This window comes from Pseudomonas caspiana (genome assembly GCF_040224095.2).
Taxonomy (GTDB): domain Bacteria; phylum Pseudomonadota; class Gammaproteobacteria; order Pseudomonadales; family Pseudomonadaceae; genus Aquipseudomonas; species Aquipseudomonas caspiana.
Genome location: NZ_CP167995.1, coordinates 59146 through 82618, shown reverse-complemented (window position 1 = coordinate 82618; position 23473 = coordinate 59146). Strand labels below are relative to the sequence as shown.

At 56.5% G+C, this 23473-nt stretch carries 19 protein-coding genes; 3 read left to right on the top strand and 16 right to left on the bottom strand.

Features of this window, described 5'->3' with window-relative positions:
• Nucleotides 1-2 precede the first annotated feature (2 nt).
• From ABRP31_RS00365 to ABRP31_RS00330, 8 genes are all read right to left on the bottom strand, one after another.
• Nucleotides 3-785: a MetQ/NlpA family ABC transporter substrate-binding protein gene (locus tag ABRP31_RS00365; protein ID WP_349971330.1), complete on the bottom strand. Its 783-nt coding sequence runs from the start codon at nt 783-785 to the stop codon at nt 3-5.
• 181 nt (nt 786-966) lie between these two features.
• Nucleotides 967-2175, bottom strand: a complete 1209-nt coding sequence (locus ABRP31_RS00360; RefSeq protein WP_349971329.1) for an RHS repeat-associated core domain-containing protein — start codon at nt 2173-2175, stop codon at nt 967-969.
• Nucleotides 2172-5420 (bottom strand): hypothetical protein, encoded by a 3249-nt coding sequence (locus ABRP31_RS00355; protein WP_349971328.1) that lies wholly within the window; start codon nt 5418-5420, stop codon nt 2172-2174. The genes ABRP31_RS00360 and ABRP31_RS00355 overlap by 4 nt, the downstream gene beginning before the upstream one ends.
• A gap of 360 nt (nt 5421-5780) precedes the next feature.
• Complete coding sequence (locus tag ABRP31_RS00350) at nt 5781-6770, bottom strand: hypothetical protein (RefSeq protein ID WP_349971327.1); 990 nt, start codon at nt 6768-6770, stop codon at nt 5781-5783.
• A 377-nt stretch (nt 6771-7147) separates the two neighbouring features.
• Nucleotides 7148-8098, bottom strand: a complete 951-nt coding sequence (locus tag ABRP31_RS00345) for a sigma 54-interacting transcriptional regulator (RefSeq protein WP_349971326.1) — start codon at nt 8096-8098, stop codon at nt 7148-7150.
• 94 nt (nt 8099-8192) lie between these two features.
• The gene (locus ABRP31_RS00340; protein ID WP_087274326.1) at nt 8193-8774 is read right to left on the bottom strand and encodes an alpha/beta hydrolase; all 582 of its coding nucleotides are present in this window, start codon (nt 8772-8774) and stop codon (nt 8193-8195) included.
• A 322-nt stretch (nt 8775-9096) separates the two neighbouring features.
• Nucleotides 9097-9777 carry a response regulator gene (locus tag ABRP31_RS00335; protein WP_349971325.1) on the bottom strand — a complete coding sequence of 227 codons (681 nt, stop codon included), beginning with the start codon at nt 9775-9777 and terminating at the stop codon, nt 9097-9099.
• Nucleotides 9778-9801: 24 nt separating this feature from the next.
• Nucleotides 9802-10512: a Crp/Fnr family transcriptional regulator gene (locus ABRP31_RS00330; RefSeq protein WP_349971323.1), complete on the bottom strand. Its 711-nt coding sequence runs from the start codon at nt 10510-10512 to the stop codon at nt 9802-9804.
• A gap of 83 nt (nt 10513-10595) precedes the next feature.
• Between ABRP31_RS00330 and ABRP31_RS00325 the strand changes: the two genes are divergently transcribed.
• Entirely contained in the window at nt 10596-11120 is a 525-nt protein-coding gene (locus ABRP31_RS00325) for a DUF962 domain-containing protein (protein WP_087274297.1), read from the top strand.
• A gap of 64 nt (nt 11121-11184) precedes the next feature.
• On the opposite strand, the gene ABRP31_RS00320 is transcribed toward ABRP31_RS00325, so the two are convergent.
• The 6 genes from ABRP31_RS00320 to dibA form a co-directional block, all read right to left on the bottom strand.
• A complete protein-coding gene (locus ABRP31_RS00320; RefSeq protein ID WP_349971322.1) occupies nt 11185-12171 on the bottom strand; it encodes a sulfate ABC transporter ATP-binding protein in 987 nt (328 codons plus the stop codon).
• 3 nt (nt 12172-12174) lie between these two features.
• A complete protein-coding gene (gene cysW / locus ABRP31_RS00315) occupies nt 12175-13047 on the bottom strand; it encodes a sulfate ABC transporter permease subunit CysW (RefSeq protein ID WP_087274293.1) in 873 nt (290 codons plus the stop codon).
• A gap of 13 nt (nt 13048-13060) precedes the next feature.
• Nucleotides 13061-13882: a sulfate ABC transporter permease subunit CysT gene (gene cysT, locus ABRP31_RS00310; protein ID WP_087274291.1), complete on the bottom strand. Its 822-nt coding sequence runs from the start codon at nt 13880-13882 to the stop codon at nt 13061-13063.
• A 168-nt stretch (nt 13883-14050) separates the two neighbouring features.
• Nucleotides 14051-15058 (bottom strand): sulfate ABC transporter substrate-binding protein, encoded by a 1008-nt coding sequence (locus ABRP31_RS00305; RefSeq protein ID WP_087274289.1) that lies wholly within the window; start codon nt 15056-15058, stop codon nt 14051-14053.
• Nucleotides 15059-15206: 148 nt separating this feature from the next.
• Complete coding sequence (gene oscA, locus ABRP31_RS00300; protein ID WP_003170956.1) at nt 15207-15389, bottom strand: sulfur starvation response protein OscA; 183 nt, start codon at nt 15387-15389, stop codon at nt 15207-15209.
• A gap of 324 nt (nt 15390-15713) precedes the next feature.
• On the bottom strand, nt 15714-17630 hold the full coding sequence (gene dibA, locus ABRP31_RS00295) for a phosphodiesterase DibA (RefSeq protein ID WP_349971321.1): 1917 nt from the start codon (nt 17628-17630) through the stop codon (nt 15714-15716).
• Nucleotides 17631-17784: 154 nt separating this feature from the next.
• Here dibA and desA point away from each other — a divergent pair, with 154 nt between their 5' ends.
• Together desA and ABRP31_RS00285 are read left to right on the top strand one after the other, a co-directional pair.
• Entirely contained in the window at nt 17785-18969 is a 1185-nt protein-coding gene (desA, locus tag ABRP31_RS00290; protein WP_087274285.1) for a delta-9 fatty acid desaturase DesA, read from the top strand.
• A 136-nt stretch (nt 18970-19105) separates the two neighbouring features.
• Nucleotides 19106-20089 (top strand): sensor domain-containing diguanylate cyclase, encoded by a 984-nt coding sequence (locus ABRP31_RS00285; RefSeq protein ID WP_349971320.1) that lies wholly within the window; start codon nt 19106-19108, stop codon nt 20087-20089.
• 319 nt (nt 20090-20408) lie between these two features.
• Here ABRP31_RS00285 and ABRP31_RS00280 read toward each other — a convergent pair whose 3' ends face one another.
• Both ABRP31_RS00280 and gabT read right to left on the bottom strand, forming a co-directional pair.
• Nucleotides 20409-21785, bottom strand: a complete 1377-nt coding sequence (locus tag ABRP31_RS00280) for an HDOD domain-containing protein (RefSeq protein ID WP_349971319.1) — start codon at nt 21783-21785, stop codon at nt 20409-20411.
• A gap of 324 nt (nt 21786-22109) precedes the next feature.
• Complete coding sequence (gabT, locus tag ABRP31_RS00275; RefSeq protein ID WP_087274281.1) at nt 22110-23390, bottom strand: 4-aminobutyrate--2-oxoglutarate transaminase; 1281 nt, start codon at nt 23388-23390, stop codon at nt 22110-22112.
• Between the last annotated feature and the right edge of the window lie 83 nt (nt 23391-23473).

Sequence of the window (23473 nt, the reverse complement as noted above, 5' to 3'; positions counted from 1 at the left end):
AATCAGAATGCAGGCAGTACCGCACCGTCGTACTTCTTGTTGATGAAGTCTTTTACTTTCTGGCTGGTCAGGGCCTTGGACAGTTTCTCGATAGCGTCGGTGTGAGCGTTATCGGAACGGGTCACCAGGAAGTTCACGTAAGGCGAATCGGCACCTTCGATGATCAGCGCGTCTTTCTGCGGGTTCAGCTTGGCTTCCAGCGCGTAGTTGGTGTTGATCAGCGCAAGGTCAACCTGGCCCAGTGCACGTGGCAGTACAGCCGATTCCAGCTCGCGGAACTTGAATTTCTTCGGGTTGGTGGCGATGTCTTTCGGGGTCGCCAGTGCATCGGTCGGGTTTTTCAGTGTGATCAGGCCATTCTTCTGCAACAGCAGCAGAGCACGACCGGCATTGCTGCCTTCGTTAGGGATGGCGATGGTTGCGCCTTCTGGCAGGTCAGCGATTTTCTTGAACTTGCTGGAGTAGCCACCGAACGGTTCAACGTGTACGCCAACACCTGTCACCAGCGTTGCGCCTTTACCTTTGTTGAAGCCATCCAGGTAAGGCTTGGTCTGGAAGTAGTTGGCGTCCAGACGCTTTTCATTCAGTTGCACGTTTGGCTGCACGTAGTCGGTGAAAACCTTGATTTCCAGATCCACGCCTTCTTTAGCCAGATCAGGCTTGATCAACTCCAGGATTTCCGCGTGAGGAACCGGCGTAGCACCAACGATCAGTTTCTCGGCTGCTTGAGCCACGCTTACCGAAAATACGGCCGCCAGAGCGGTCAACAGCAATGTCTTTTTCATGCAATGTCCTTAGAGAAAATCGAGGTCGATGTATACGACAGCTCTTCAATGAGTTGCCCCCGGCTGCGAGTGCAGTCGGGGGCGTGGAGCGGACATTACCGGCTTTATTTATTCCAATACAATACTTTTTTAGCAATTACTTATGCTTTTTTAGAAGGTCGATAGTGAAGCGAACCGACGGTTAAAAGTCCCTGATATCCTGCGCCAAAGTTTGATCGCCCCTGAGAAAGTCGCCCGGTTTGAAGTTGCTCTGCCCCAAGCCCTCTGCGCCGCCCTGCGCATCGCCGCGCAGAAAGGCGTCGAGTGTTGAAGGAGCATCGTCAGGCTGGCCGTCAGCAGGCGGGTTGAAGAAAGGAACGACGAACTTATCGGTGTAGTAGGCAGCCTTGGCTGGATAAGTAGCATATTTGACGTACTGCAAAATCTTCTCTGCCTTGGCCAGCCGATTCTGAATTGCGACGGTATTTCTTGCTCCGTTGCCGAGCTTTGCCACACCACTGAGGCTTTTCAGAGCTTGGCCGTTGGACACCCGGACCGCGCCCTGACGCGTTACCGAAACAGGTCCGGCGTTGAAGAACCCGGACGCCGCACGGGATCCACGAGAGGCAGCATGCTTGGCGGCGTAGGGAGAAGCCACGGATAACACCGCTAACCCCAGACTGAGCTGGCCTAAAATCGATCCCGCCTCAGAGTCAGGCGCCAACTCCTCTGCCAATTCACTCGCGATACTCAGCGCTTCGCTGGCGACGCCGACGACCGCCGCGAAAATCAGCGGCCCCGTGAGCGGCACTCCCGACCCCAGCGTGATGACAGTGATGGCAATGGCTGCGGCAGAAAGCGCAATGCTTAAGATCGATTTCCACGAAAAGTGCCCGGTGGGGTCGCTCATGTTTATCGGGTCGCCCAGGCAATAGGCGTAAGGGTTTACCCCACCCGAATCAAATGGGCTGAGGCTGTCGGGGCTGTGAAAGCGCATCAATGCCGGGTTATAGGCACGATAGCCATTACCAAGCAAATAGCAGCCCGTGACCGGATCAGGTTGCTCGCCGTTAAATCCCGGCAGGCTTTGCAGACCGCTTTCTACAGTATGGCCGCCATAGGGTGTGTAAACGCTGGCGTGGATGTGATCGCCGGTGACCGACTGCACAACACTGCCTTGAGAGTCGCAGCCCAACAAGCTAGTCGCCAGGGTATCGCCGGACCGGCTGGACTGAGCCAATACCTGCCCGCCCGCCTCCATCACGCTGTGGTGTAGCGCCCCCTGAAACTGCGCGGCAATGCGGCCATCGGTGTACACACGGGTACTGGCAGGCTCGCCTGCGGGTTCGATGCCGATCAGGCGATCAAGGGCGTCGTAGCGATAACTGATCAATATACTTTGCGGGTTCATGATTGAGCCTCCGCGACCGAGGCCAGTCGGCCCAAACCGTCGTAATTCAGGCGTCGGCCACGCTCGTCGTTGAGCTGATTGCCGTCCTGGTCATAAGAAAATCCAGCGTCTTGCTCCGCATAGTCCGGATGACTGTGGCGGACACGACTCAGTTGGGTTTTGTCGAAATTGTCGTATGCATAAGTGGCGAGATCTTCCCCGCCAACAAATACCGTTTTCAGCTGGCGGATGTTGTCCAGCGCATCAAAAACGTAGTCCTGACGGAGGATCGATTTGCCCGCCGAATCCACCGGCAAGTGCTCGCCGGCGCACTGGAATCGCTGCAGGCGGCCGCGCAGGTCATAGGTGAACTGTTCGTCGCGCAATACCGCACTACCGCGGCGAAGCACGCGCCTGATCAGTTTGTCGTTACTGTCGAACTGCTGAGAAAGTTCTTCCGACTCATTGGCGTCGACGGTCAACAGGCGACGCACCTCACGGCCAAGGTCGTCGTATTCCATCTGCGTGGTGAGCTGACGACCTGTTTGGGCATCGACGGTAACGATTTTGCTGACGCGTCCGAACGGGTCATAGGCGTAGTCCGCCTTGACCGTCCCCTGCTCCACCTGCACGACTCGACACAGCGGATCATAGCGGGTGATCCGGGTCGCGCCGGTCGCATCCACAGAGCGCAAAGGCAAACCATTGAGTGAGGTTCGCTGCGTAGCCTCCCGTGTAGAACTCCCCTGCGTGACCTGCTCGTTACTTAACTTGCCCGACGGGAGATAACGAAGCCGTTGCTGACAGGCCGGGCTTACGGCCTGGATCAGTCTGGCGTGGGTGCTGTCGTAGCGGAAACTGGCAGATAACGTGTTGTCGCTCGCAACATGGCGCTCGGTCATCTGATTGTTCAGCGCCGGGTCGTACTGGTAAGAAATCAGCTTGCCGCTGGCCGTAACATGGGTCGCAGGATTTGGCTGCGCACCCTCGTAGCTGAAAGTCTCAGTACGCCCGCCAACGGTGATGCTTGAGACGCGCAGCAGACCATCGTAAGTACGCTGACCGGCCAGATAGTCGTCGACCCAGATATGCGTCGCCAGGTCTTCGGTACTGTGTTTGACGTACGCCTTCTTGATGCGCGTGCCGTCCGGCAACAGGGTCATTGTCAGGCGATCAGCAAAATCATAGGTATACCGCGTGGTACGCCCCAGTGGATCTACCTGTTGAACGCACCGGCCCAGGCCGTCGTAAACGTATCGAGTGACGCCGTAGGAAACGCCTTTCCGGTCAAAACGTTCAACCGATTCGTTCTTGCCGAACACGTTTTTGGTGATGACGGTGCGACCCGCCTCACCGGCGCCTTGAGTCTGAACGAGCGTGACCGGGTCATAACGGTCGTGGGTGACCATCCCGTCCGGGCCAATCGTTGCGATGCGGCTGCCCCAGTCGTCGTACGCATATCGAGTCATGAGCGGGAAAGGCTTGCCGTCGAGCCAGTCAGTACTCACCTCTTCAGCCAACTGCCCAAGCCCGTCGTACCGAGCGCGATAAACAGTTCGCATGGGTTGTCCCGCACCGTCGACATCCTGCATCTCAACAACAAGTTTGCGACTCAATCCATCCAGCCGGGTAACCGTTTCAGCACCATTAGGTGCAATCGTGCGCATCGCTACTTCATCAGCCAGCGTGTTGGCCAGCTCGTAGCTGTGAACTCTGGTGGCCTGGTCCGCAGTCCGCGGAGCGAGTATTTCCTGAGCCTTACGCCCTAGCCGGTCGTGAGTCGTTTCCACGGTGACGCCCAACTGTTCAACGAACTTTACCTGCGCCCCTGTGAGCTTGTTCTGCCAGTGAGACTGGGTACTTCGGGTGCCATCCCTGGCGATCAGAGTGGTATGGGTGCACACGGCGTTATCACGCACCTCATAGCGATGGTTCAGAACAGTATCAATGCCCTCTACTGTCTCGACCCTTTGCCTCACGCGGCCGAAGAACATGCTTTTGGGATCGTTCTCGTACTGCCGCGCGATTGTGATGATCGGCACCGACTGCCCGCCTTGCAGAACCGACTCTTGAGCAAGGGCCAGAAAATGCCCACGCTCGGCGCTGGCCGAAGGTAGCTCGGTGTAGCGGTATTGCGTGATCAACGTGGGTGCGGGTGCACGATCCGGTGCGGGTATGAGTGTCTTGCGCTTGAGCCAGCGCACCCCGCCGAATGCATCTGCCGGGCAGCCATCAGAAGCGCCTGGCGGGTAGTACTCGAAGACTTCTGTAATACCGGCAGGCGAGACTTTCTTGAGGATGTTGCCGAAATCGTCGTACTCGGTGGAGGTCGTCTCCTCGCGACTAATCTCAGGTTTCGCAGCATCAAACCAGGACACTTGAACCGCGGCTGGTAGCTGAAAGTTACCGGGCTGATCCTCGAATCTCAAACCCGGCTTTTCATGATATCGCGTGCGCCTGCGCACTGTTTTGCCGTTCTGGATGACCGTTTCTTCAACCTGGAGGTGAAAGCGGTTGTAGACACGTTTGGTACTGCGCATCACGCGTGCAGCAGATCCGGCCCCGACCATCAGGTCCTCGAAAACTTCATACTCATAGCTGCCCGCCGCCCGATACAGGTTATCGCCGTCATCACGCCATGAAACACTGGAGCCATTGCCTAAGTAGTTGCGGTTCGAGTAACGATAAGTTCGGGTTATGGGCGCCTGGTTGGAGCGCGGGAGGGTGACGTGCGACGCAACCGCAGGCAGCGCCTTGACAGGCGCGCCCAAGGGCAGAGTCAACGCCGAAGCCCGGTAGGCCACTTGCTCAACAGCACCTGTTGGTAACTCCAGTCTGGAAATCAAACGCAGACCGTTCACGCTTTGATAGCTGAAACGCCACGATGCCAGCTTGCCATTTTCCAGCGACAAGGTGATTTTAGTCAGCTCGTTATTCTGGATCAGAAGGCCGAAAACCAGCTTGTCAGCCGGACTGTCAGGCCATAGCGTAATACTCGAAACTCTTGTCGCGCCATTAACAATATCAAGGGTCATCAGCGCCTGACTTTCGTCCCGGATTTCACGCAGCAAACGCTGCCCTGCGACGACTCGATACGACAAGTGGACAACCCGACCTTCGGGTGAGTAAATTCTGGAAACGACCCACTCGTCCCAATTCAGGGCAGGGTTAGTCAGCACCTCAACAATTCCCGACTTGTGCTCGATGATCAACTCGTCGCCCGAGCGGCTGGTTTTTATATCCCGGACTTTCTTGTCAGCGATCACGAACCGATCGGGAGCTGTATTGGCGATATGTGTTGCACCGGTCGACAGGCTGAGTTGGCGAGTTTTTCCATGATAGCGTGACAGCGGTATAGACCAGCCCGCTCCCAACCCCGTAGAACTTAGGTTGAGGCCGTTAAACCCCATCGTTATAGGAAGTGATGGCCCACTTAACACATTTGCCAATAATGTTGAGAGGGATAGATTACAACTGTATGTCCCGGTTCTAGGGTCAACACCGGCGCTGACGAAACTTGCAAAATTATAAGCATTGGAGTGAAAACTGTTCATATGCATTACCGCTCCACAGGGAAGCCGTTTAAGGAACCGCGCCCAGAGACCAGGCGCGACTCTATCAATTGACTAAACCAGTTCAATGTCACCGGTTCGCTGGTTATTTTTGAACCGCAAGCTCAATTGATGCACATTTCCATATTCATCAGTTGCACTCAGAGAGGTGTTTAGTACCGCCGTGCGACCAAGAAGTTGAGAGAAATACCTACGCGGCTGAGCCTGAACATAGGTTTTGGTAAATAAAATCTGTCCAGGTCGCGGTTCCCATTTCAGTTGAGGGTCGACATACAATAAAGGAAAAAGGTAATTGATGTTCTTTTGCCCCGGCTTGACATAGCCAACCATGGTCGCGGCCTCATTCGTCCAACCCGGACCAATGTCGCCATGCAAGCCTCCCGGGGAACACGTGATGTCGCGGAACTCAAGACTGGGGTTTTCATTTAATCCAAATCGAAAATAAGACAGATGCCCTACACCGAACTGCCCCTTGCTACCATCAAGATAACGCTCAGGAACGATGACGACTTCTTCCAGATAGTAGTCAGCGGGACGATAGGACTTGGGGCGGACAGGGGACAATAGCAGCGCCCCACCTGCCATATTGCGGGAGTAGAACAAGGTGCCATCGTCACGAGTAATCCGAGCGCTCACGGTGAACGGGGTGACATCTACAGTACGCAAGTAAAAATCGATGTACGCCTCATCCGAAGTTTGAGCTCGCGCCACCTCTTGGTCGGTTGACAGCGTACGAGCTCCCGACGACGGGAAGTAGCTGTAGCCGCCATTATTCTGTACGGACCAGTCCCATTTTCCTTTCGCGGGATTCAGTGGCGAACTAGACCAGGTATCGTGGTAGGTCAGTTCCGCGTTGCCGTGAAAATTCACCAGCGTAATACTGCGCCTTTCCTTCTCCGTCAGCACCGCGGGCTGCCCATTAATATCAATGACCTTAATTGTCATTCTTACCCGAATAGACTGACGCCCATTTGCGTACACATTATTATTTCCAGTTGCACTTTCAAGCGCAAATATTTCAGGTGCATTCCAATGACCAGTCATAAAAATCCTTTTATAGGCCTCATACAAGAAGCCTCAACAATTATTAGATACCTAAGCAATAACTTAAGCAGAGATTACATAAGAAGCAGACTGCGACTGTGAGTGCCGAACAGTGAAACTAACTTCTTGCACTCAGACTGATTTAAATATTTTTTGTTGTCTAGCGCACGCAATAAAAAGTAATGAACAGTGCTGTAAATGCGCCATAAACTACAACTTCAAGACCCAATAATCAGCAACTCGCAAGGGATAAAGAGTCAGGCACTGTAAGACCAATCCCTTTGTAGTGCAGGATTAAAATAGGTGCTTTTTTGTCCACAAAAAAAAGCGCCGCATCCCTGGCAAAGATGCGGCGTCGTAATACCGGGGTAGCTGCGCTAGCGTGTAGCGCTTTCCAGCCTGGAATTGACCGTTTCTAGCAGCCGCTGCACTGCAAAGAGTTGCTCAACCTTTGCACCAACAAGAACTTTTCCTACAAGGAGCTCCAGTTGCACAAATGGATCGGTCTTTGAGGGTAAGTTCAGATGCTCCGGCAATACCTCATCGCCGCTGCTGACCAGCAACGCGAAGTGGATAACGTTTTCCAGTTCACGCGTATTGCCTGGCCAGTCATGGGCTTCCAGGATTGCTTGCGCAGCATCACTGATCAACGGCACGGCGAGGTCCAGACGCTGGCTGTAGATACCGAGAAAGTATTCGGCCAGCGGCAGGATGTTCCCGGGTTGCTCGCGCAATGGCGGCAAGTCCAGATGGCCCTCGCTGAGGTAATGGAACAGTCGCTCGTGGAATTTACCGGCCGCAACGGCCTGGCCCAGATCAATGCTGGTGGCAGCGACCAACCGCACATCGACCGGGCTGGGTTGATGTGCGCCAACACGGGTGACTTCGTGATTTTCCAGGGCGGCGAGTAGCTTGATTTGGATCGGCAACGGCAGGTCGCCAATCTCATCCAGATACAGGGTGCCGCCATTGGCTGAGCCGAACCAACCGGCGCGGCTGCTGGCGGAACCGCTATGAGCACCGGCGGCATAACCAAACAGCTCGGCATCGGCATAGGTCGGGCTGATCGCGCCGCAATTGACCGAAACGAACAGCCCGGTGCGATCGCTGCCACGGTGGATGTGCCGCGCCAGTAACTCTTTACCGGTGCCCGACTCGCCACGTATCAATACCGGCAGCGCACGAGGTGCCAGTTGCTCCATTTCTTCACGTAATTGGCGCGAACGCGGATCGATGAATACCAGCGCCTTGGCACGAATGCTAAGCGGGCTTTTTTCTGCGTCGGGGAAGGTCAACAAAGGCTGACCGAAGGGTTCATTCAGGCTCATGGCAAACTCCCGCCTGAGCCCTTGCGACGGCTCAAACGTTAAAAAATCAAATAGGGCGAGGAAGCAAGCGCGATAGGTTTCGCGCTGCATAAGTTCATGCGCGACGCCGCGCGTGTTGTTCCATTCGGCTCTGCAGGCGGTACAGGTAGGCGAAACCTTGCTCCCAGCGCCGATGACCTGACTTGACGTTGATGTGCCCGGCCTCGCTGAGAATGCCGGTTTCGGCCCCCCAATCGCGAGCCATCTCAAGCGCCCGCTGGGTGCTGACCGCCGCATCGTTATCCGAGGTGACGATCTGAGTAGGGAATGGCAGCAGATCCTTGGGGATCGGCGCGAAGTTGCGCAGAGCTGGCGAGCAGTTAGGCCGCTCGACATCAGCCGGCGCGACCAGCAGCGCCCCCTGAACCTGACGCAGCGACTCCAGCGGAGCCAGCCGCGCCCAATGCGCAACGGTGATGCACCCCAGGCTGTGAGCAATCAGGATCACGGGCGTGCTGTCTGCCGCGATACTGCGCTGCAACTCGCCGACCCAGTCTTCACGACGCGGTTTGAGCCAGTCGGCCTGTTCGACGCGAGCACTGTTTGGCAGGCTGTTCTGCCAGTGGGTTTGCCAATGCTCATCGCCCGACCCCTGCCAGCCTGGCACGATCAAGTAGCGGATCGACTCGTTATGCATGGGGTCAGCCTCCTGCATGGGTGCATTCATTGAGTGCAGTATAAGGAGCTGACATATATTCGTTAAGGAATAAGAAGCTATCAAGCAATAGCTAAAAAGAATATATAGAACAAAAAAAAGGGGTTGTCCCCTGCCTAAGGAACAACCCCGATAAAGACTGCTGTGTGAATGCCCGCCTTCCAGAGGGCATGAGTGAAGGTACTCAAGATTTGTTACAGATAGACGAACTCGCCTCATTTGGATGAGCTGCCACGGTATTCATGACACCGCGCTATCTCGCGTCAATAGACGGCTCGTGCGCTCCTACAGGTTCGCGGTGCCTTCACCGCAAATCAAACGCTTCATCGTCCAGCAACGCCAGTTGATAGCCGTCATCGCCCACCGGGTGAATCAGCTTGGGCAGGTAGCGCTCGTCGATCTTGGAGCGTAGGCGCTGGATGGCAACGGTTACAGGCCGAGGGTCGTCATCGAAAATCTCTGCCGCGATTTGCTTGCGGGACAAGACTTCCCCCTGGCGGCTCGCGAGCAGCTGCAACAAGGCAAACTCCCTTTCACCCATGGAAATCCGCTGGCCGCCACGGCTGACGCGCTGGAGTGTCATGTCAATTTCCAGATCCGCGATGCTGATGCTGGCGGCGTCGCCAGTCGGGCCGCGACGCAGCAACTTGCGCACACGGGCCAACAGCTCTTCGTAACTGAAGGGTTTAAGCAGGTAATCATCGACACCCAGCTCCAGACCACGAAGACGATCTTCGATGGCATCCGGAGCGGTCAGGAACAGCACCGGCGTAGCGCCGCGCTGGCGGATCAGTTGCAATAATTGCCAGCCATTGAGGCCGGGCAGCATCACATCGAGGATGATCAGGTCGTAGTGTTGCTCTTCGACGAAATGGCGACCGTCCAGGCCATTGAGCGCCACGTCCAGGGTAAAGCCTGATTCGGCAAAGCCTTCAGCCAGTTCCTTTGCCGTCCCGGCATCGTATTCCACTAACAGCAGCCGCATGGCTCACCTCGATTGTTCAGGCGCTCAGCATAACGACTTGGCGCGCAGGGCGTTGGCCGCTTTGCGCAATTTGACCACATCGAAGATTTCCACCTGCTCGTCGCCCAAGCGCAGGATCTTGCGCTGCTGCATGTCCTGCAATACGTCGAGCAACTCTGGCGGGGATATGTCTGCGGTGCGTTGCGCATCGATTTCAGTAAAACTCATCAAGCGCCGCGCATGGCTAAGATGCCCATAACCTTCTGCGAGCATCAACAACCGCCAAGCCACCCGGGCTTTGACCGGCAGCGTTTTGATCCGCTCTGGACGCAGCAAGTTGATCCCCATTTTCTGGCTAAGCAAGTCAGCGAACGGACGCCAGTGGGCAGGGTTTTGATCAAGCAGCTCAGTGAGCACCGGCTGTGAGACATGGAGAAAAATGCTCTGCTCCATGGAGTAGACATCGAACCTGCGGGGCAATCCGTCGAACAGCGAGACCTCACCAAACCAGTAAGGCGTGCGGACATGCTCAAGACGGGGCGCCAGACGTTGCTCGGCTGGGCCGCCAATGCGCACCGAGCCTTCCAACAGCGCATACAGACCACAGGGTGCATCACCCTTTTCGAACAAGAATTTACCCGGTGTCTTGCGCGTCTGGCGAGCGGCGTCCAACAAGCTATCCTGCAAGGCGGCGGGCAGATGACCAAACCAAGGGTCGTTCATCAGACGCGAGCGCCATCCAGCTCCATTTGTCATGTATTGCTCCCTGTTATTGCTGATCACATCGCGTAAAAGACGAAACCGTAGCAGAATCGTTTATCGCTCAAAGAGGAATAATAATGAAAACCCTCACCGATCATCTCAGTCAATACGCGGCCTACCACCGCGATTCGCGGAATATCGCGACACACTTTGTAGGAATTCCACTGATCGTCGTAGCCGTGACAGTACTCCTATCCCGCCCTGGCTGGATGGTCAGCGGCTTATGGCTGTCCCCGGCAGCCGTTGTCGCGGCCGCATCGGTGATCTTCTATTTACGGCTTGATCGGCAATTCGGCGTGTTGATGGGCGTGCTGCTGGGTCTGTGCCTGTGGGCAGGCGCACTCCTCGCGCAGCAAGCGACCATGGTCTGGCTTAGCGCCGGTGTGGCTTTGTTTGTGGTGGGCTGGGTCATCCAGTTCGTCGGGCACTATTACGAAGGCCGCAAGCCGGCGTTCATCGATGACATTAGCGGGCTGATCATCGGGCCATTGTTTGTGGTGGCTGAACTGGCGTTTCTGGCAGGTATTCGCAAGCCGTTGCAGCATGCGATTGAAGAAAGAGTCGGCCCGGTGCGCAAGCGGGATTTGAAGCAGGCGGTTTAACAACACGCTGAACATTTGTGGGAGCAGGGCTTGCCCTGCTCCCACATAAGATCTTCCACAGCCTCTAGATACTCGCGACCTTCTGCCAGACCTTAGGCTTGAAGAACAGCGTTTCACCACGCGCCAGACCGGTCAGGCTGTCGTGGTCTTTCACCACTTCAGCTTCGATCAGTTCGCTCTGCCCTTCGACTTTCAGGGTGATCCGGGTGGTCGCGCCCAGCGGACGAATGTCGCGCACTTCAGCCGCGTGGTGGTCTTCCAGCTCGGAGCGTGACAGCGACACTTCGTGCGGACGGAACAGCACATGCTCTTCTCCCACATGCAGGCGGTTCGAGTCGCCGAGGAAGTGATAAACAAAATCGCTGGCCGGGTTTTCGTACACTTCGCCCGGCGAGCCGATCTGCTCGATCACACCTTTGTTCATGACCACGATGCGATCCGCCACCTCCATGGCTTCTTCCTGGTCGTGGGTCACGAAAACCGAGGTCAGGTTGATGTCTTCATGCAGGCGCGCCAACCAGCGACGCAGCTCTTTACGGACCTTGGCATCCAGCGCACCAAACGGCTCGTCGAGCAGCAATACCTTAGGCTCTACCGCCAGTGCGCGAGCCAGCGCAATCCGCTGACGCTGACCGCCGGACAACTGCTCCGGATAACGATCAGCCAACCAGTCCAGCTGGACCATGTTCAGCAGCTCGTGAACCTTGACTGCGATCTGGCTTTCATTCGGACGCTGATTCTTGGGCTTCATGCGCAGGCCGAATGCGACGTTGTCGAACACGGTCATGTGGCGGAACAGCGCGTAGTGCTGGAATACAAAACCGACGTTGCGATCACGCACATCGTGGCCGGACACGTCTTCCCCATGGAAAACAATGCTGCCGGCATCGGGTGTTTCCAGGCCGGCAATAATCCGCAGCAAGGTAGTCTTGCCACAGCCGGACGGGCCTAACAACGCCACCAGCTCGCCACTCTGGATGTCCAGATTGATGCTGTTCAGGGCCTTGAAGGCATTGAAGTTCTTGCTGACATTACGGACTTCGATCGACATGAATTATTCCTCCGCCGCACTTTGGCGCAGACGGTTAATGCGCGCTTCGCTCCACTGCTTGAGCAGCAGGATAAACAGCGCAAGGATCAGCAACAGGCTCGCCACGGCAAAGGCTGCAACGTGGTTGTACTCGTTGTAGAGAATTTCGACGTGCAGCGGCAGGGTATTGGTGACGCCGCGGATGTGCCCGGAGACTACCGACACCGCACCGAACTCACCCATGGCCCGGGCGGTACAGAGCACCACGCCGTAGATCAGGCCCCACTTGATGTTCGGCACGGTCACATGCCAGAACATTTGCCAGCCATTGGCGCCGAGCAGACGTGCCGCCTCTTCTTCCTGAGTGCCCTGCTCCTGCATCAACGGGATCAGTTCACGGGCCACGAAAGGCACGGTAACGAAGATGGTCGCCAGAATGATGCCCGGCAAGGCAAACACAATCTGGATGTCATGATCCTGCAGCCATGGGCCGAAGAAGCCTTGAGCACCGAACATCAACACGTAGACCAGACCGGCGATGACCGGTGAGACCGAGAACGGCAGGTCGATCAATGTCACCAGAATACTTTTGCCACGGAACGAGTATTTGCTCACGCACCAGGCAGCACTGACACCGAAGATCAGATTGAGCGGGACCGAAATGACGACCGCGATCACGGTCAGCTTGAGTGCTGACAGCGCGTCGGGTTCGAGGATTGCCGTGAAGAACGCGCCGAGGCCGTTTTTCAGCCCCTGAGACACCACGATAAACAGCGGCAAGCCCAGGAACAGCAGAAACACCAGCCAGCACAGGATGATCAGAATCCGGCGCGACACCGCGCTGCCACGACGGGCGGCGTTGGCAGAGGCGGCGGCTGAAACAGATGAATGGGACATGTTCTGCGCCTCCTCAGGATGGGGTTTCGATGCGCCGCTGCAGCAAGTTGATCAGCAGCAACAGAATGAAGGAAACCACCAGCATCATTACGCCAATCGCCGTAGCGCCGGTGTAATCGTACTGATCGAGCTTGACCATGATCAGCAGGGGCAGGATCTCGGTTTTCATCGGCATGTTACCGGCAATGAAAATCACCGAACCGTACTCGCCCACACCTCGGGCAAACGCCAATGCAAAACCGGTCAGCCAGGCAGGCAGCAGTGCCGGTACGAGGATGTGACGGAACACTTGCAATGGACGCGCACCCAGGCAAGCAGCCGCTTCTTCGACTTCACGAGGGATATCGGCCAGCACTGGCTGCACCGTACGCACCACAAATGGCAACGTAACGAAGGTCAGTGCGAGGGTAATACCCAATGGGGTGTAGGCAATCTTGAAGCCCAGGTCGGTAGCGAATTGCCCGACCAGACCGTTTGGCGCATACAGCGCAGTCAAGGCAATACCGGCTACTGCGGTAGGCAGGGCAAACGGCAGGTCGATCATTGCATCAATGATCTTGCGGCCCGGGAAGGTGTAACGCACCAGTACCCAGGCCAGCAAAACACCGATCACGCCATTGATGACTGCGGCGTAAAACGCCGTGCTGAAGCTCAGTTTCAGAGCTGCCAGCACACGCGGTGCAGTGATGATTGTCCAGAACTGATCCCAGGTGAGCTGCGCGGCATGGATGAACATGGCCGCCAGCGGAATTAACACAATCAGGCTGAGGTACACCACGGTGTAACCCAGCGTCAGCCCGAAGCCGGGTATGACGGGGGAGATGCGTCGTGACATAAAAGTCCTTGGTTAACACACGGAACCCGCAAACGAGTGCGGGTCCTGAAATTAAATCTACTTCTCCACTGTAGGAGCGCACGGAGGTTACGACGCCCGCGATGGCGGTGTATCAGACAGACCGCCATCGCTGCCTCGCGTTGCTCGTGAGCTCCTACAGGTTATGTGTTACTGCGCCTGGTAGATCTGGTCGAAAATGCCGCCGTCATTGAAGAACTTAGGCTGCGCAGTTTTCCAGCCGCCGAAGTCTTTGTCGATAGTCAGCAGGTCCAGTTTCGGGAACTGTTTTTCGTACTTGGCAGCGACTTCAGCGTTACGTGGACGGTAGAAGTTCTTCGCTGCAATTTCCTGGCCTTCCTTGCTGTACAGGTGCTTCAGGTATTCAGTCGCAATTTCGGTATTGCCTTTCTTCTCGGCGTTTTTGTCGACAACGGCGACAGGAGGCTCAGCCAGGATCGACAGTGAAGGTACGACGATGTCGAACTTGTCCGCGCCACCGTCTTCTTTCAGTGCCAGGAACGCTTCGTTTTCCCACGCCAGCAGCACATCACCCTGACCGTTGTTTACGAATGTAATGGTCGAACCGCGAGCACCGGTATCCAGAACCGGGACGTGCTTGAACAGCTCTTTCACGTACTCGTTGGCTTTGGCTTCGCTGCCGCCGGTTTTCAGGCCATAGCCGTAGGCTGCCAGGAAGTTCCAGCGAGCGCCGCCGGAGGTTTTCGGGTTAGGTGTGATAACAGAAACGTCTTTCTTGATCAGGTCGCCCCAATCCTTGATGCCTTTCGGGTTGCCCTTACGCACCAGGAACACAATGGTGGAGGTGTAAGGCGTGCTCGCATCCGGCAGACGGGTCTGCCAGTTCTCCGGCAGGGTTTTGCCAAGCTTGGCGATTTCATCGATGTCACCCGCCAGCGCCAGCGTCACCACGTCAGCACGCAAGCCATCGATTACCGAACGGCCCTGCTTACCGGAACCACCGTGGGACTGTTTGATTTCAACCTTGTCGTCCGGATGGGACTTTTTCCAGAAGTTGATGAACTCAGCGTTGTATTCCTGATACAGCTCACGAGTCGGGTCGTACGAGACGTTCAACAGCTCGTAATCCTTTGCAACTGCAGAACCGGCAAACACGGCACTGGCGAGTGCGGCCAGCGCATAACGGCGTATGGACATGGGTCAAGCTCCTGGAAAATCCGGTGGTGTTGTTGGCTTTTTCTAATTTTATTGATTGTAGGAGCGCGCTTGCCCACGATGAACGTTAACGCGGTTTGCCTGACATACCGCGTCGCCTCAATCGCGGGCAAGCGCGCTCCTACAGGGTTCAGCTCGGTTTGTTACCCGGGTTCTGCAAACGAAATTTTTCTTTGCGTTCGATCTGGACGACCTGTGCGTTGTGCACGGTGATTTCAACAGCACCAAAACGCAGGTCGCGCAGCGCACTCTGAATTTCACGCAGAATCGCTGCTTCGTCCTGGCCGTCAACGCTACGCAGAGATGCGCTCATGATCGTACTCCTTGATATTGATTGGCCTGCAAAACCGACTTGCGTGGATCTGCTTGTGGCGTGGAGGCAATCTTAGAGACGCGCGGATATTCTTAAAAATACTATTTAAGAATCTACATATAACCAAAGTGAATTTACGAGAGATTCTCTACTTCAGTTTGCCCGGACAATAGACCTGCAGAAGCGCACGAGCATCGCGAGACCGCGATAGCGGAGTGTCAAAAAGACCGCCATCCCGGCCTCGCGATGCTCGTGAGTCCCTACAGGATGTATTTCAATTGCCTGGTTTGCAGGTAGCCTGAAGAGAGCTGCCACTTCGGCTGACTAAAAATTCGGGGCATGAGACCAGTCAATCTGCTCAGCCGGCATTGGCCGCGCAAACCAGTAGCCCTGACCCATCTGGCAATCGTTGGCGAGCAGAAACGACGCCTGATCCACCGTCTCGATGCCTTCGGCCAGCACGCGCATGCCCATGCTTTGCGCAAGGGCAATGATTACTCGCACAATCGCGATGTCATCCTCGTCACCGGGCAGACCGGCGACAAAACCTTGATCGATTTTCAGCTTCTGCACCGGCATCCGTTTGAGGCGCAGCAAAGATGAGTAACCCGTGCCGAAATCGTCGATGGCCAGGCTCAGCCCGAGGTCACGCAAACGGTGCATCTGCTCGATAGCCTGATCAGGATCCTCCATCACGGCGCTTTCAGTCACTTCCAGCTCCAGATGGGCAGGATTGAGCCCGGTGTCGCGCAACACCTTCGCCACCCGCTCAACCAGATGACCACTGGCAAACAGACGGCTGGAGATGTTGACGGCCACAAAGGAAATATCCACCCCCGCTGCCAGCCAGGTGCACATTTGCTGGCAGGAAGTGTTCAACACCCAGGCATCCAGCTCGGCAATCAAGCCACTCTGCTCGGCGATGGGGATGAACTCCCCTGGCGACACCAGCCCCCGCTCGGGATGCTCCCATCGCACCAGCGCTTCGACGCCCAGAATACGGCTGTTGTACAGGTTGTGAATCGGCTGATAAAACACCCGCAGCTCATGTCGTTCAATGGCCCTGCGCAATTCGCTGGCCAGATGCACCCGCTGCTGGGCGTGAGCCGTCAGCTCTTCGGTATAGAGAGCATACGTTTCGCGACCATCGCTTTTGGCTTTGAACAGCGCCGAGTCGGCATTGCGCAACAACTGCGCGGGGCTGGCCGCATCGCCAGGGAACAGGCTGATACCCACGCTCGCACTGATGAAAAGCTGTTGGTTTTCCAGCACAAATGGGGTTTTGAAGCCGTCCAGGATTCTCTGGGCATACCCGGCCACCTGTACCACTTGCTGGCAGTTCTCAATCAGCAGTGCAAACTCGTCACCACCCAGCCTCGCCAGGGTTATTTCAGCATCAAACAAAGACCTGAGCCGCTCGGCGACCGCTTTGAGCACGTCATCACCGACGTTGTGCCCGAGGCTGTCATTGATATTCTTGAAGTGATCCAGATCGATCAGCAAAAGCGCACAGCCGCGCTTGTTCGACCGGGCATAACTCAGCGCTTGAGTCGTGCGGTCGATGAACAGCAAGCGGTTGGGCAGATCAGTCAGCGGGTCGTAATGAGCGAGTTGCAGCAAATCCTGCTCAGAGCGCTTGATGGCCGTGATGTCGGAGAAGACCGCGACGAAGTGCTTTATTTCACCGTTGTCGTCCTTCACGCTGCGAATACTTTGCCACTGCGGGTAAATTTCGCCACTTTTGCGCCGGTTCCAGATTTCGCCGCTCCACTGTCCGGCGCTGAGAATCGAACGGTACATCTGCCGATAGAACTCAGGGCCGTGACGACCGGATTTGAATTTGCTCGGGTTTGCACCCAGCACCTCATCCAGCTGGTAGCCGGTGATCTCCATGAAGGCACGATTGACGTGAACGATCTGCCCTTGGCTATCAGTGACCACGACCCCTTCAAGGGTGCTGTCGAAAACGGCAGCCGCCAGACGCAAGCGATCAAGGTCTTCGCGTTGCTGGCTCCGGGTGACTTCGATGCCCATGAAGCGCAGCAGCTGACTGCGAACAACGAAGATAAAAATCGCGCTGACCGCGACCCAGACATAACCACTCATCTGCTGGGCAAATGCCAGCCTGGCCGGATTTTCGATCCATACGGGTAGACAGTAGTCACACACGACAAACCAGAGAATGGACAGAACCCCGTAAAACAGGGCTGTTCGCAGTGCATCACGCGACGAGTCAGTCATAAGAAAGCGAGAAACCTTATGAAATGCGGGATTAAAGATTAGGAAACATCTGGCGACTCTTATCTCAAAGGCCGACTGGTTTTATCTGGTGGCTCAGTGATAATGCGCACTGTTGGTTTTATTTCAAAGCGTCTTTTCGAGGGCCATACAGCCTATGTGGTACAACGGTTTGCTCGACCTTTCAGTCTGGCAGTTAGTGGCAGTTACTCTTGCCATGACCCATGTGACAATTGTCGGCGTCACAGTTTATCTACACCGCTACTCCGCCCACCGCTCACTGGAGCTGAATGCGGGCCTCAAGCACTTCTTCCGTTTCTGGCTGTGGCTGACCACTGCGCAGAACACTCGTGAGTGGACGGCCATCCACCGCAAACACCACGCTAAATGCGAAACCGTCGATGACCCGCATAGCCCGGTCGTCAAAGGGCTTTCTACTGTACTGCGCAAGGGCGCAGAACTGTATAGGGCCGAGGCAGAAAATCCTGACACCTTGCGTATCTATGGCAAAAACTGCCCTGAAGACTGGATCGAACGCAAAATCTATACGCCTTACCCGTTGCTGGGCGTGGCGATCATGGCAGTGATCGACCTGCTGCTGTTCGGTGCGCTGGGCATCACCGTCTGGGCGATCCAGATGATGTGGATTCCGTTCTGGGCTGCTGGCGTGGTCAATGGTCTGGGCCATGCCGTGGGCTATCGCAACTTCGAATGCCGTGATGCGGCAACCAATCTGGTGCCGTGGGGCATCATCATTGGCGGCGAAGAACTGCATAACAACCATCACACCTACCCGAACTCGGCCAAGCTATCGGTCAAGAAGTGGGAGTTCGACATGGGTTGGGCGTGGATCAAGCTGTTCAGCGCACTGCGTCTGGCCAAGGTCCAGCGGGTTGCACCTATCGCGCATCGTGTCGAGGGCAAAGGCAGCATCGACATGGACACCGCCATGGCGATCCTCAACAACCGTTTCCAGATCATGGCCCAATACCGCAAGCTGGTGATCGGCCCGCTGGTAACCCAGGAGCTGGCCAAGGCCGACGCCTCGGTACGCCACCAGTTTCACCGCGCCAAGCGCTTGCTGTCCCGTGAAACCACCCTGCTGGATGACAAGCACCACTTGCGCATCCAGACCATGCTCGAACACAGCCATGCGCTGAAAGTGATCTACGAGAAACGCCTTGCATTGCAGCAGATCTGGGTCAAAACCAGCAGCAATGGCCACGACATGCTCGCGGCCATGAAAGAGTGGATTCACGAAGCCGAAGCCAGCGGAATTCAGTCCCTGCGCGATTTCGCCGACCAGCTCAAAACTTACTCGCTGCGCCCTGCGCACGCCTGAAGCCTCTGATCAGCGCGCCCACCCGTGGCGCGCTGATTTGAACTTCATCCCCTAAATCCAATCAGAACAACAGCCCGCCACCCCGTGCGGGAAGTGTTGTGGCTGAGCGCCGCACCTTATCCTGAGATGCAGTGCGATGGACAACAAGAATCTACTGACCCCAAACACCGATGCGCCCGCAGCTGAAACCTTACTGGCCCTGATGCATGCCCAGGCGGAAGTCGCTCGGCTCAGCGAACGTGAACAACTCTTCAGCTCGCTGCTGGTTAGCGTCAATGCTGTGCTGTGGGCATTTGATTGGGCCACGCAGCGGATGATTTACGTTAGCCCGGCCTACGAACGCATTTTCGGCCGTTCTGCTGGTTTGCTGCTGGCGGACTTCGGCGAGTGGCGCGACAGCATTTACCCCGATGACCTCAATTACGCCGAACGCAGCCTGAACGAAGTCATCGAGAAAGGTGCCGTCGAAGATCGCGAGTACCGAATCATCCGCGCTGACGGCGAAGTGCGCTGGATCAGTGACAAATGTTTCGTGAGCCACCAGACCGACGCCGAACAGCGTCTCGTCGTAGTCGGGATTGCTGAAGACATCACCGAAAAGAAAGAGCTTGAGAGCGAGTTGCAGCGTCTGGCGACGACCGACGTACTGACGCAAAGCAGCAACCGTCGACACTTTTTCGAATGCGCTCAGCGCGAATTCGAACTGGCTCGCCTGCATGGCACGCCTTTGGCGTTTCTATTGCTGGATATCGATGACTTTAAACTGGTCAACGACACCTACGGCCACCAGGAAGGCGATCTGGTGCTGCAGAAAATCGCTGAGTGCGGCAGGACAACGTTAAGGCGTGGGGATCTGTTCGGCCGTATCGGTGGGGAAGAATTTGCGGCGGTGTTCCCGGGCTGTGCCCCGGACATGGCCAAACAGATCGCCGAGCGGCTGCAGCGGGAGATCCAGCGTTTGAGTTTCCAGCGCGGCGACAAGACCTTCGGCATTACCGCCAGTCAGGGCCTGACCAACATGGGTGAGGAGGACCAAAGCCTGGAAGTCCTCTACGCCCGCGCGGACGCCGCCATGTACCAGGCCAAACGTCAGGGCAAGAATCAGATTGTGTTGGTGTAGGTAAGTCGCGCAGGAGCCTGTTGGAGCGAAGCTTGTGATGCATCTGTGGGAGCCGAGCTTGCTCGCGAAGAACGATAACGCGGTATGACTGATAAACCGCAGCGCCTATATCGCGGGCAAGCCCGGCTCCCACAGTAAACCGTTGTCCTGTTGGAGCGAGGCTTGCTCGCGAAGAACGATTACGCGGTACGACTGATACACCGCTATCGCGGCCTCGCGGTGCTCGTGCGCTCATACAGGTCTGTAGTTGCTTCGCGACCGCGTGGTGTCAGGGACACCTGGGCTCACGCAAGGAAACGAGTTCCAGTAGCCAATGAAGCTACCGCGATGAATCCTCCTCAGCCGCTGGCGTCTCATCGGCCACCGTTTCAGGCTCTGCCTCTGGCGCGCCATCCAGCAAATCCGGACCTTCGTCCTCTTCAGTATCTGCCAGCGTTTCCACCGCCAAGCTCACTGGCGGTGCCAGCAAACTTGGATCAGTCACGCCGGTCAGTTTTTTGCGCAACCGCTGCAAGTCCGCAACCGTGAGCTTCAGCAGCCGGGCCGGTTTGGTCTTGAGCAACGTCGTCACGCTGTCGTCATCCCCCAGACGCGCCATATGCCCGGCCAGGTTCATGACCAGCACTTCGCGGGTATAAACCCCGGTGTTGTACTGGTAAACCGACGAGGTCAGCTCACGCAGCTCAAGCGGTAGACGCCAGCGCACACGCAACGCCGAACCATAAGCCGCGGAATACTGCTCCAGCGCTTTTTCGATCTGCTGATCATCAAGCTTGCCACCGGCTAACAACCACTCCTGCAAACAGCCCAATACGGCAAGATCACCCAGCGACAACAGCAGCCCGGCACAAAAGCAACGCTCCGGGTCGACCTCAAGCATGCCCGCCAGCACCCGCGCGTACTCGGCCGTACGCTGCGACATCTCCCAGAACTCGCTGGCCTTAGCCTGCAACGCATTGTTGGTCAAAATCGACATGCGCTTTTTAGTCAGCCCGGAAACAATGCTCGCGCTCTGCGTTGCGCCCAACAGCGCCAGCGCTGCACCGAGCGTTTGCACGGGCTTGACCAGATGCTTGGCGGCCGTATTGGCTGCCGCGATCAGCACCGCGGTGATATGGGGATCACTGCGCAACTCTTGCTCAAGCAGGGTTGCATCAACACCAGCGGCGCCCTTGCTGAGCTTGAGCGCGGTGGCGACATCCACAAACAGCGGCGCACCGTCTGCGGTGTCTCGGTTCTTTTCGAGGTACTTGCTCAGTGTCAGGCCCGGGGTCAGAGCGGGCACTGCGCCCGGCATCGGACACGCCAGCAACACACTCTCGACGCGTTGACGCAGCTTTTCAGCATCCAGCGGCTTGGTCAGGTAAGCAGTAGGTGCCAGCGGTACTACCTCGCGAACACTGGCTGTGTCCCCCCGATTACTGATCAGGATAAAGGGCAGCGGAGGCTGACGACGCAATCCGCGCACGCCACGCAACAGACTCAAGCCGTCGACAACAGGCAATTCTCTGGCAGCAATGATCAGATCAGGGACGTGCTTCTTCATAAACTCGACGGCCTGCTTGCCATCGCTGCAAATCTGGAGCGCAACATCGTCACGCACGCTCAGGATCAACTCACTGAGCGTTTCACGAATCCATGGATCGGATTCAGCAATCAATACCCGAGGTCCCGCAGGTAAATCTACAGCTGTCATCAGAACTCTCTCGTCGAACAAACGCATAGCCAACGAACTGAAATGTATTTTCTGCAGGAGCTGCCGAAGGCTGCGATACGGTATACCAGACCCAGCGCCATTCGAAGCCTTCGGCAGCTCCTACGGTCAATGTATTGCAGCACGAACATCCTGTTTCAGGAGCATGGCGCAACCTTCAACATCAATGCACCCACCTTAGCCAATGCATACGTCGGGATATAGATAAAAACCCTCATTTACCCCTTTTAAGCGCAAAAAAACCCGCCGAAGCGGGTCTTTTTTGTCCGTTTGGTCACATTTTAATCAATTGCGACCCTGGCATTTTCACGCCAGCTCAGCGAAACATTCTTCGATGATTGCCAGACCTTTATCCAGTTGCTCGTCAGGCGAGGTCAGAGGTACCAGCACGCGCAATACGTTGCCGTATGTGCCGCACGACAGGAGGATCAAGCCCTTGTCGCGAGCCTTGGCCACTACTTGCGCAACAGCAGCGGCGTTTGGCTTGTGGGAATCGCCGTTTTCGAACAGCTCAACCGCGATCATTGCGCCCAGCGCACGGACTTCACCGATGACCGGGTATTTGGCCTGAATGGCCTTGAGGCCCGTCACCAGACGCTCGCCGACCGCTTTGCAGCGATCCAGCAGGTTCTCTTCTTCGAAGACCTGCAACACCGCCAGTGCAGCAGCACACGCCACCGGGCTGCCAGCGTACGTGCCACCCAGACCGCCCGGAGCAATGGCGTCCATGTATTCAGCTTTACCGCACACACCGGCCAACGGGAAACCGCCAGCGATGGATTTGGCAAAAGTGGTCAGATCAGCTGTCACGCCCATCTGTTCCATGGCGAAGAAAGTACCGGTACGACCTGCGCCCGTCTGCACTTCGTCAGCGATCAACAGGATGCCGTGCTTGTCGCACAGTTCGCGCAGGCGAGCCATGAACGCTTTCGGCGCCACGTAGAAACCACCTTCGCCCTGAACCGGTTCGATGATGATTGCCGCGATGTCTTTAGGCTCAGCGTCATTCTTGAAGATGCGCTCGATGCTGGCGATGGAATCGTCAACACTGATGCCATGCAGTTCACATGGGTAAAGCGCACGGAAGATACCGCCTGGCATTAGGCCCATGCCTGCCGAGTAAGGCACGACCTTACCGGTCAGGCCCAGGGTCATCATGGTGCGACCGTGGTAAGCGCCAGTGAACGCGATCACGCCAGCACGGCCAGTGGCAGCGCGAGCGATTTTCACGGCGTTCTCTACCGCTTCGGAACCGGTGGTGACCAGCAGGGTTTTCTTGGCGAAATCACCTGGCACCTTGGCGTTGATCTTTTCGCACAGCTCAACGTACGGCTCGTAGGCCAGCACCTGGAAGCAGGTGTGAGTCAGCTTGGTCAGTTGCTCTTGCACGGCGGCAATGATTTTCGGGTGCAGGTGACCGGTGTTCAGTACGGCGATACCGCCCGCGAAGTCGATGAACTCACGACCTTCAACGTCGGTAACCGTGGCGTTCTTCGCGGACTCAGCGAAGATCGGGTGGATCTGGCCAACACCGCGTGGAACAGCGGCTTCGCGGCGTTGCATCAATTCTGCGTTTGTCTGGGTCATGTTTCCTCATTCGCCGCTCATCGGTCGGCGTGGTTCAAGGATCAAGTGGCGGATCAACGCGTGACAGCATTCGATGATCGACT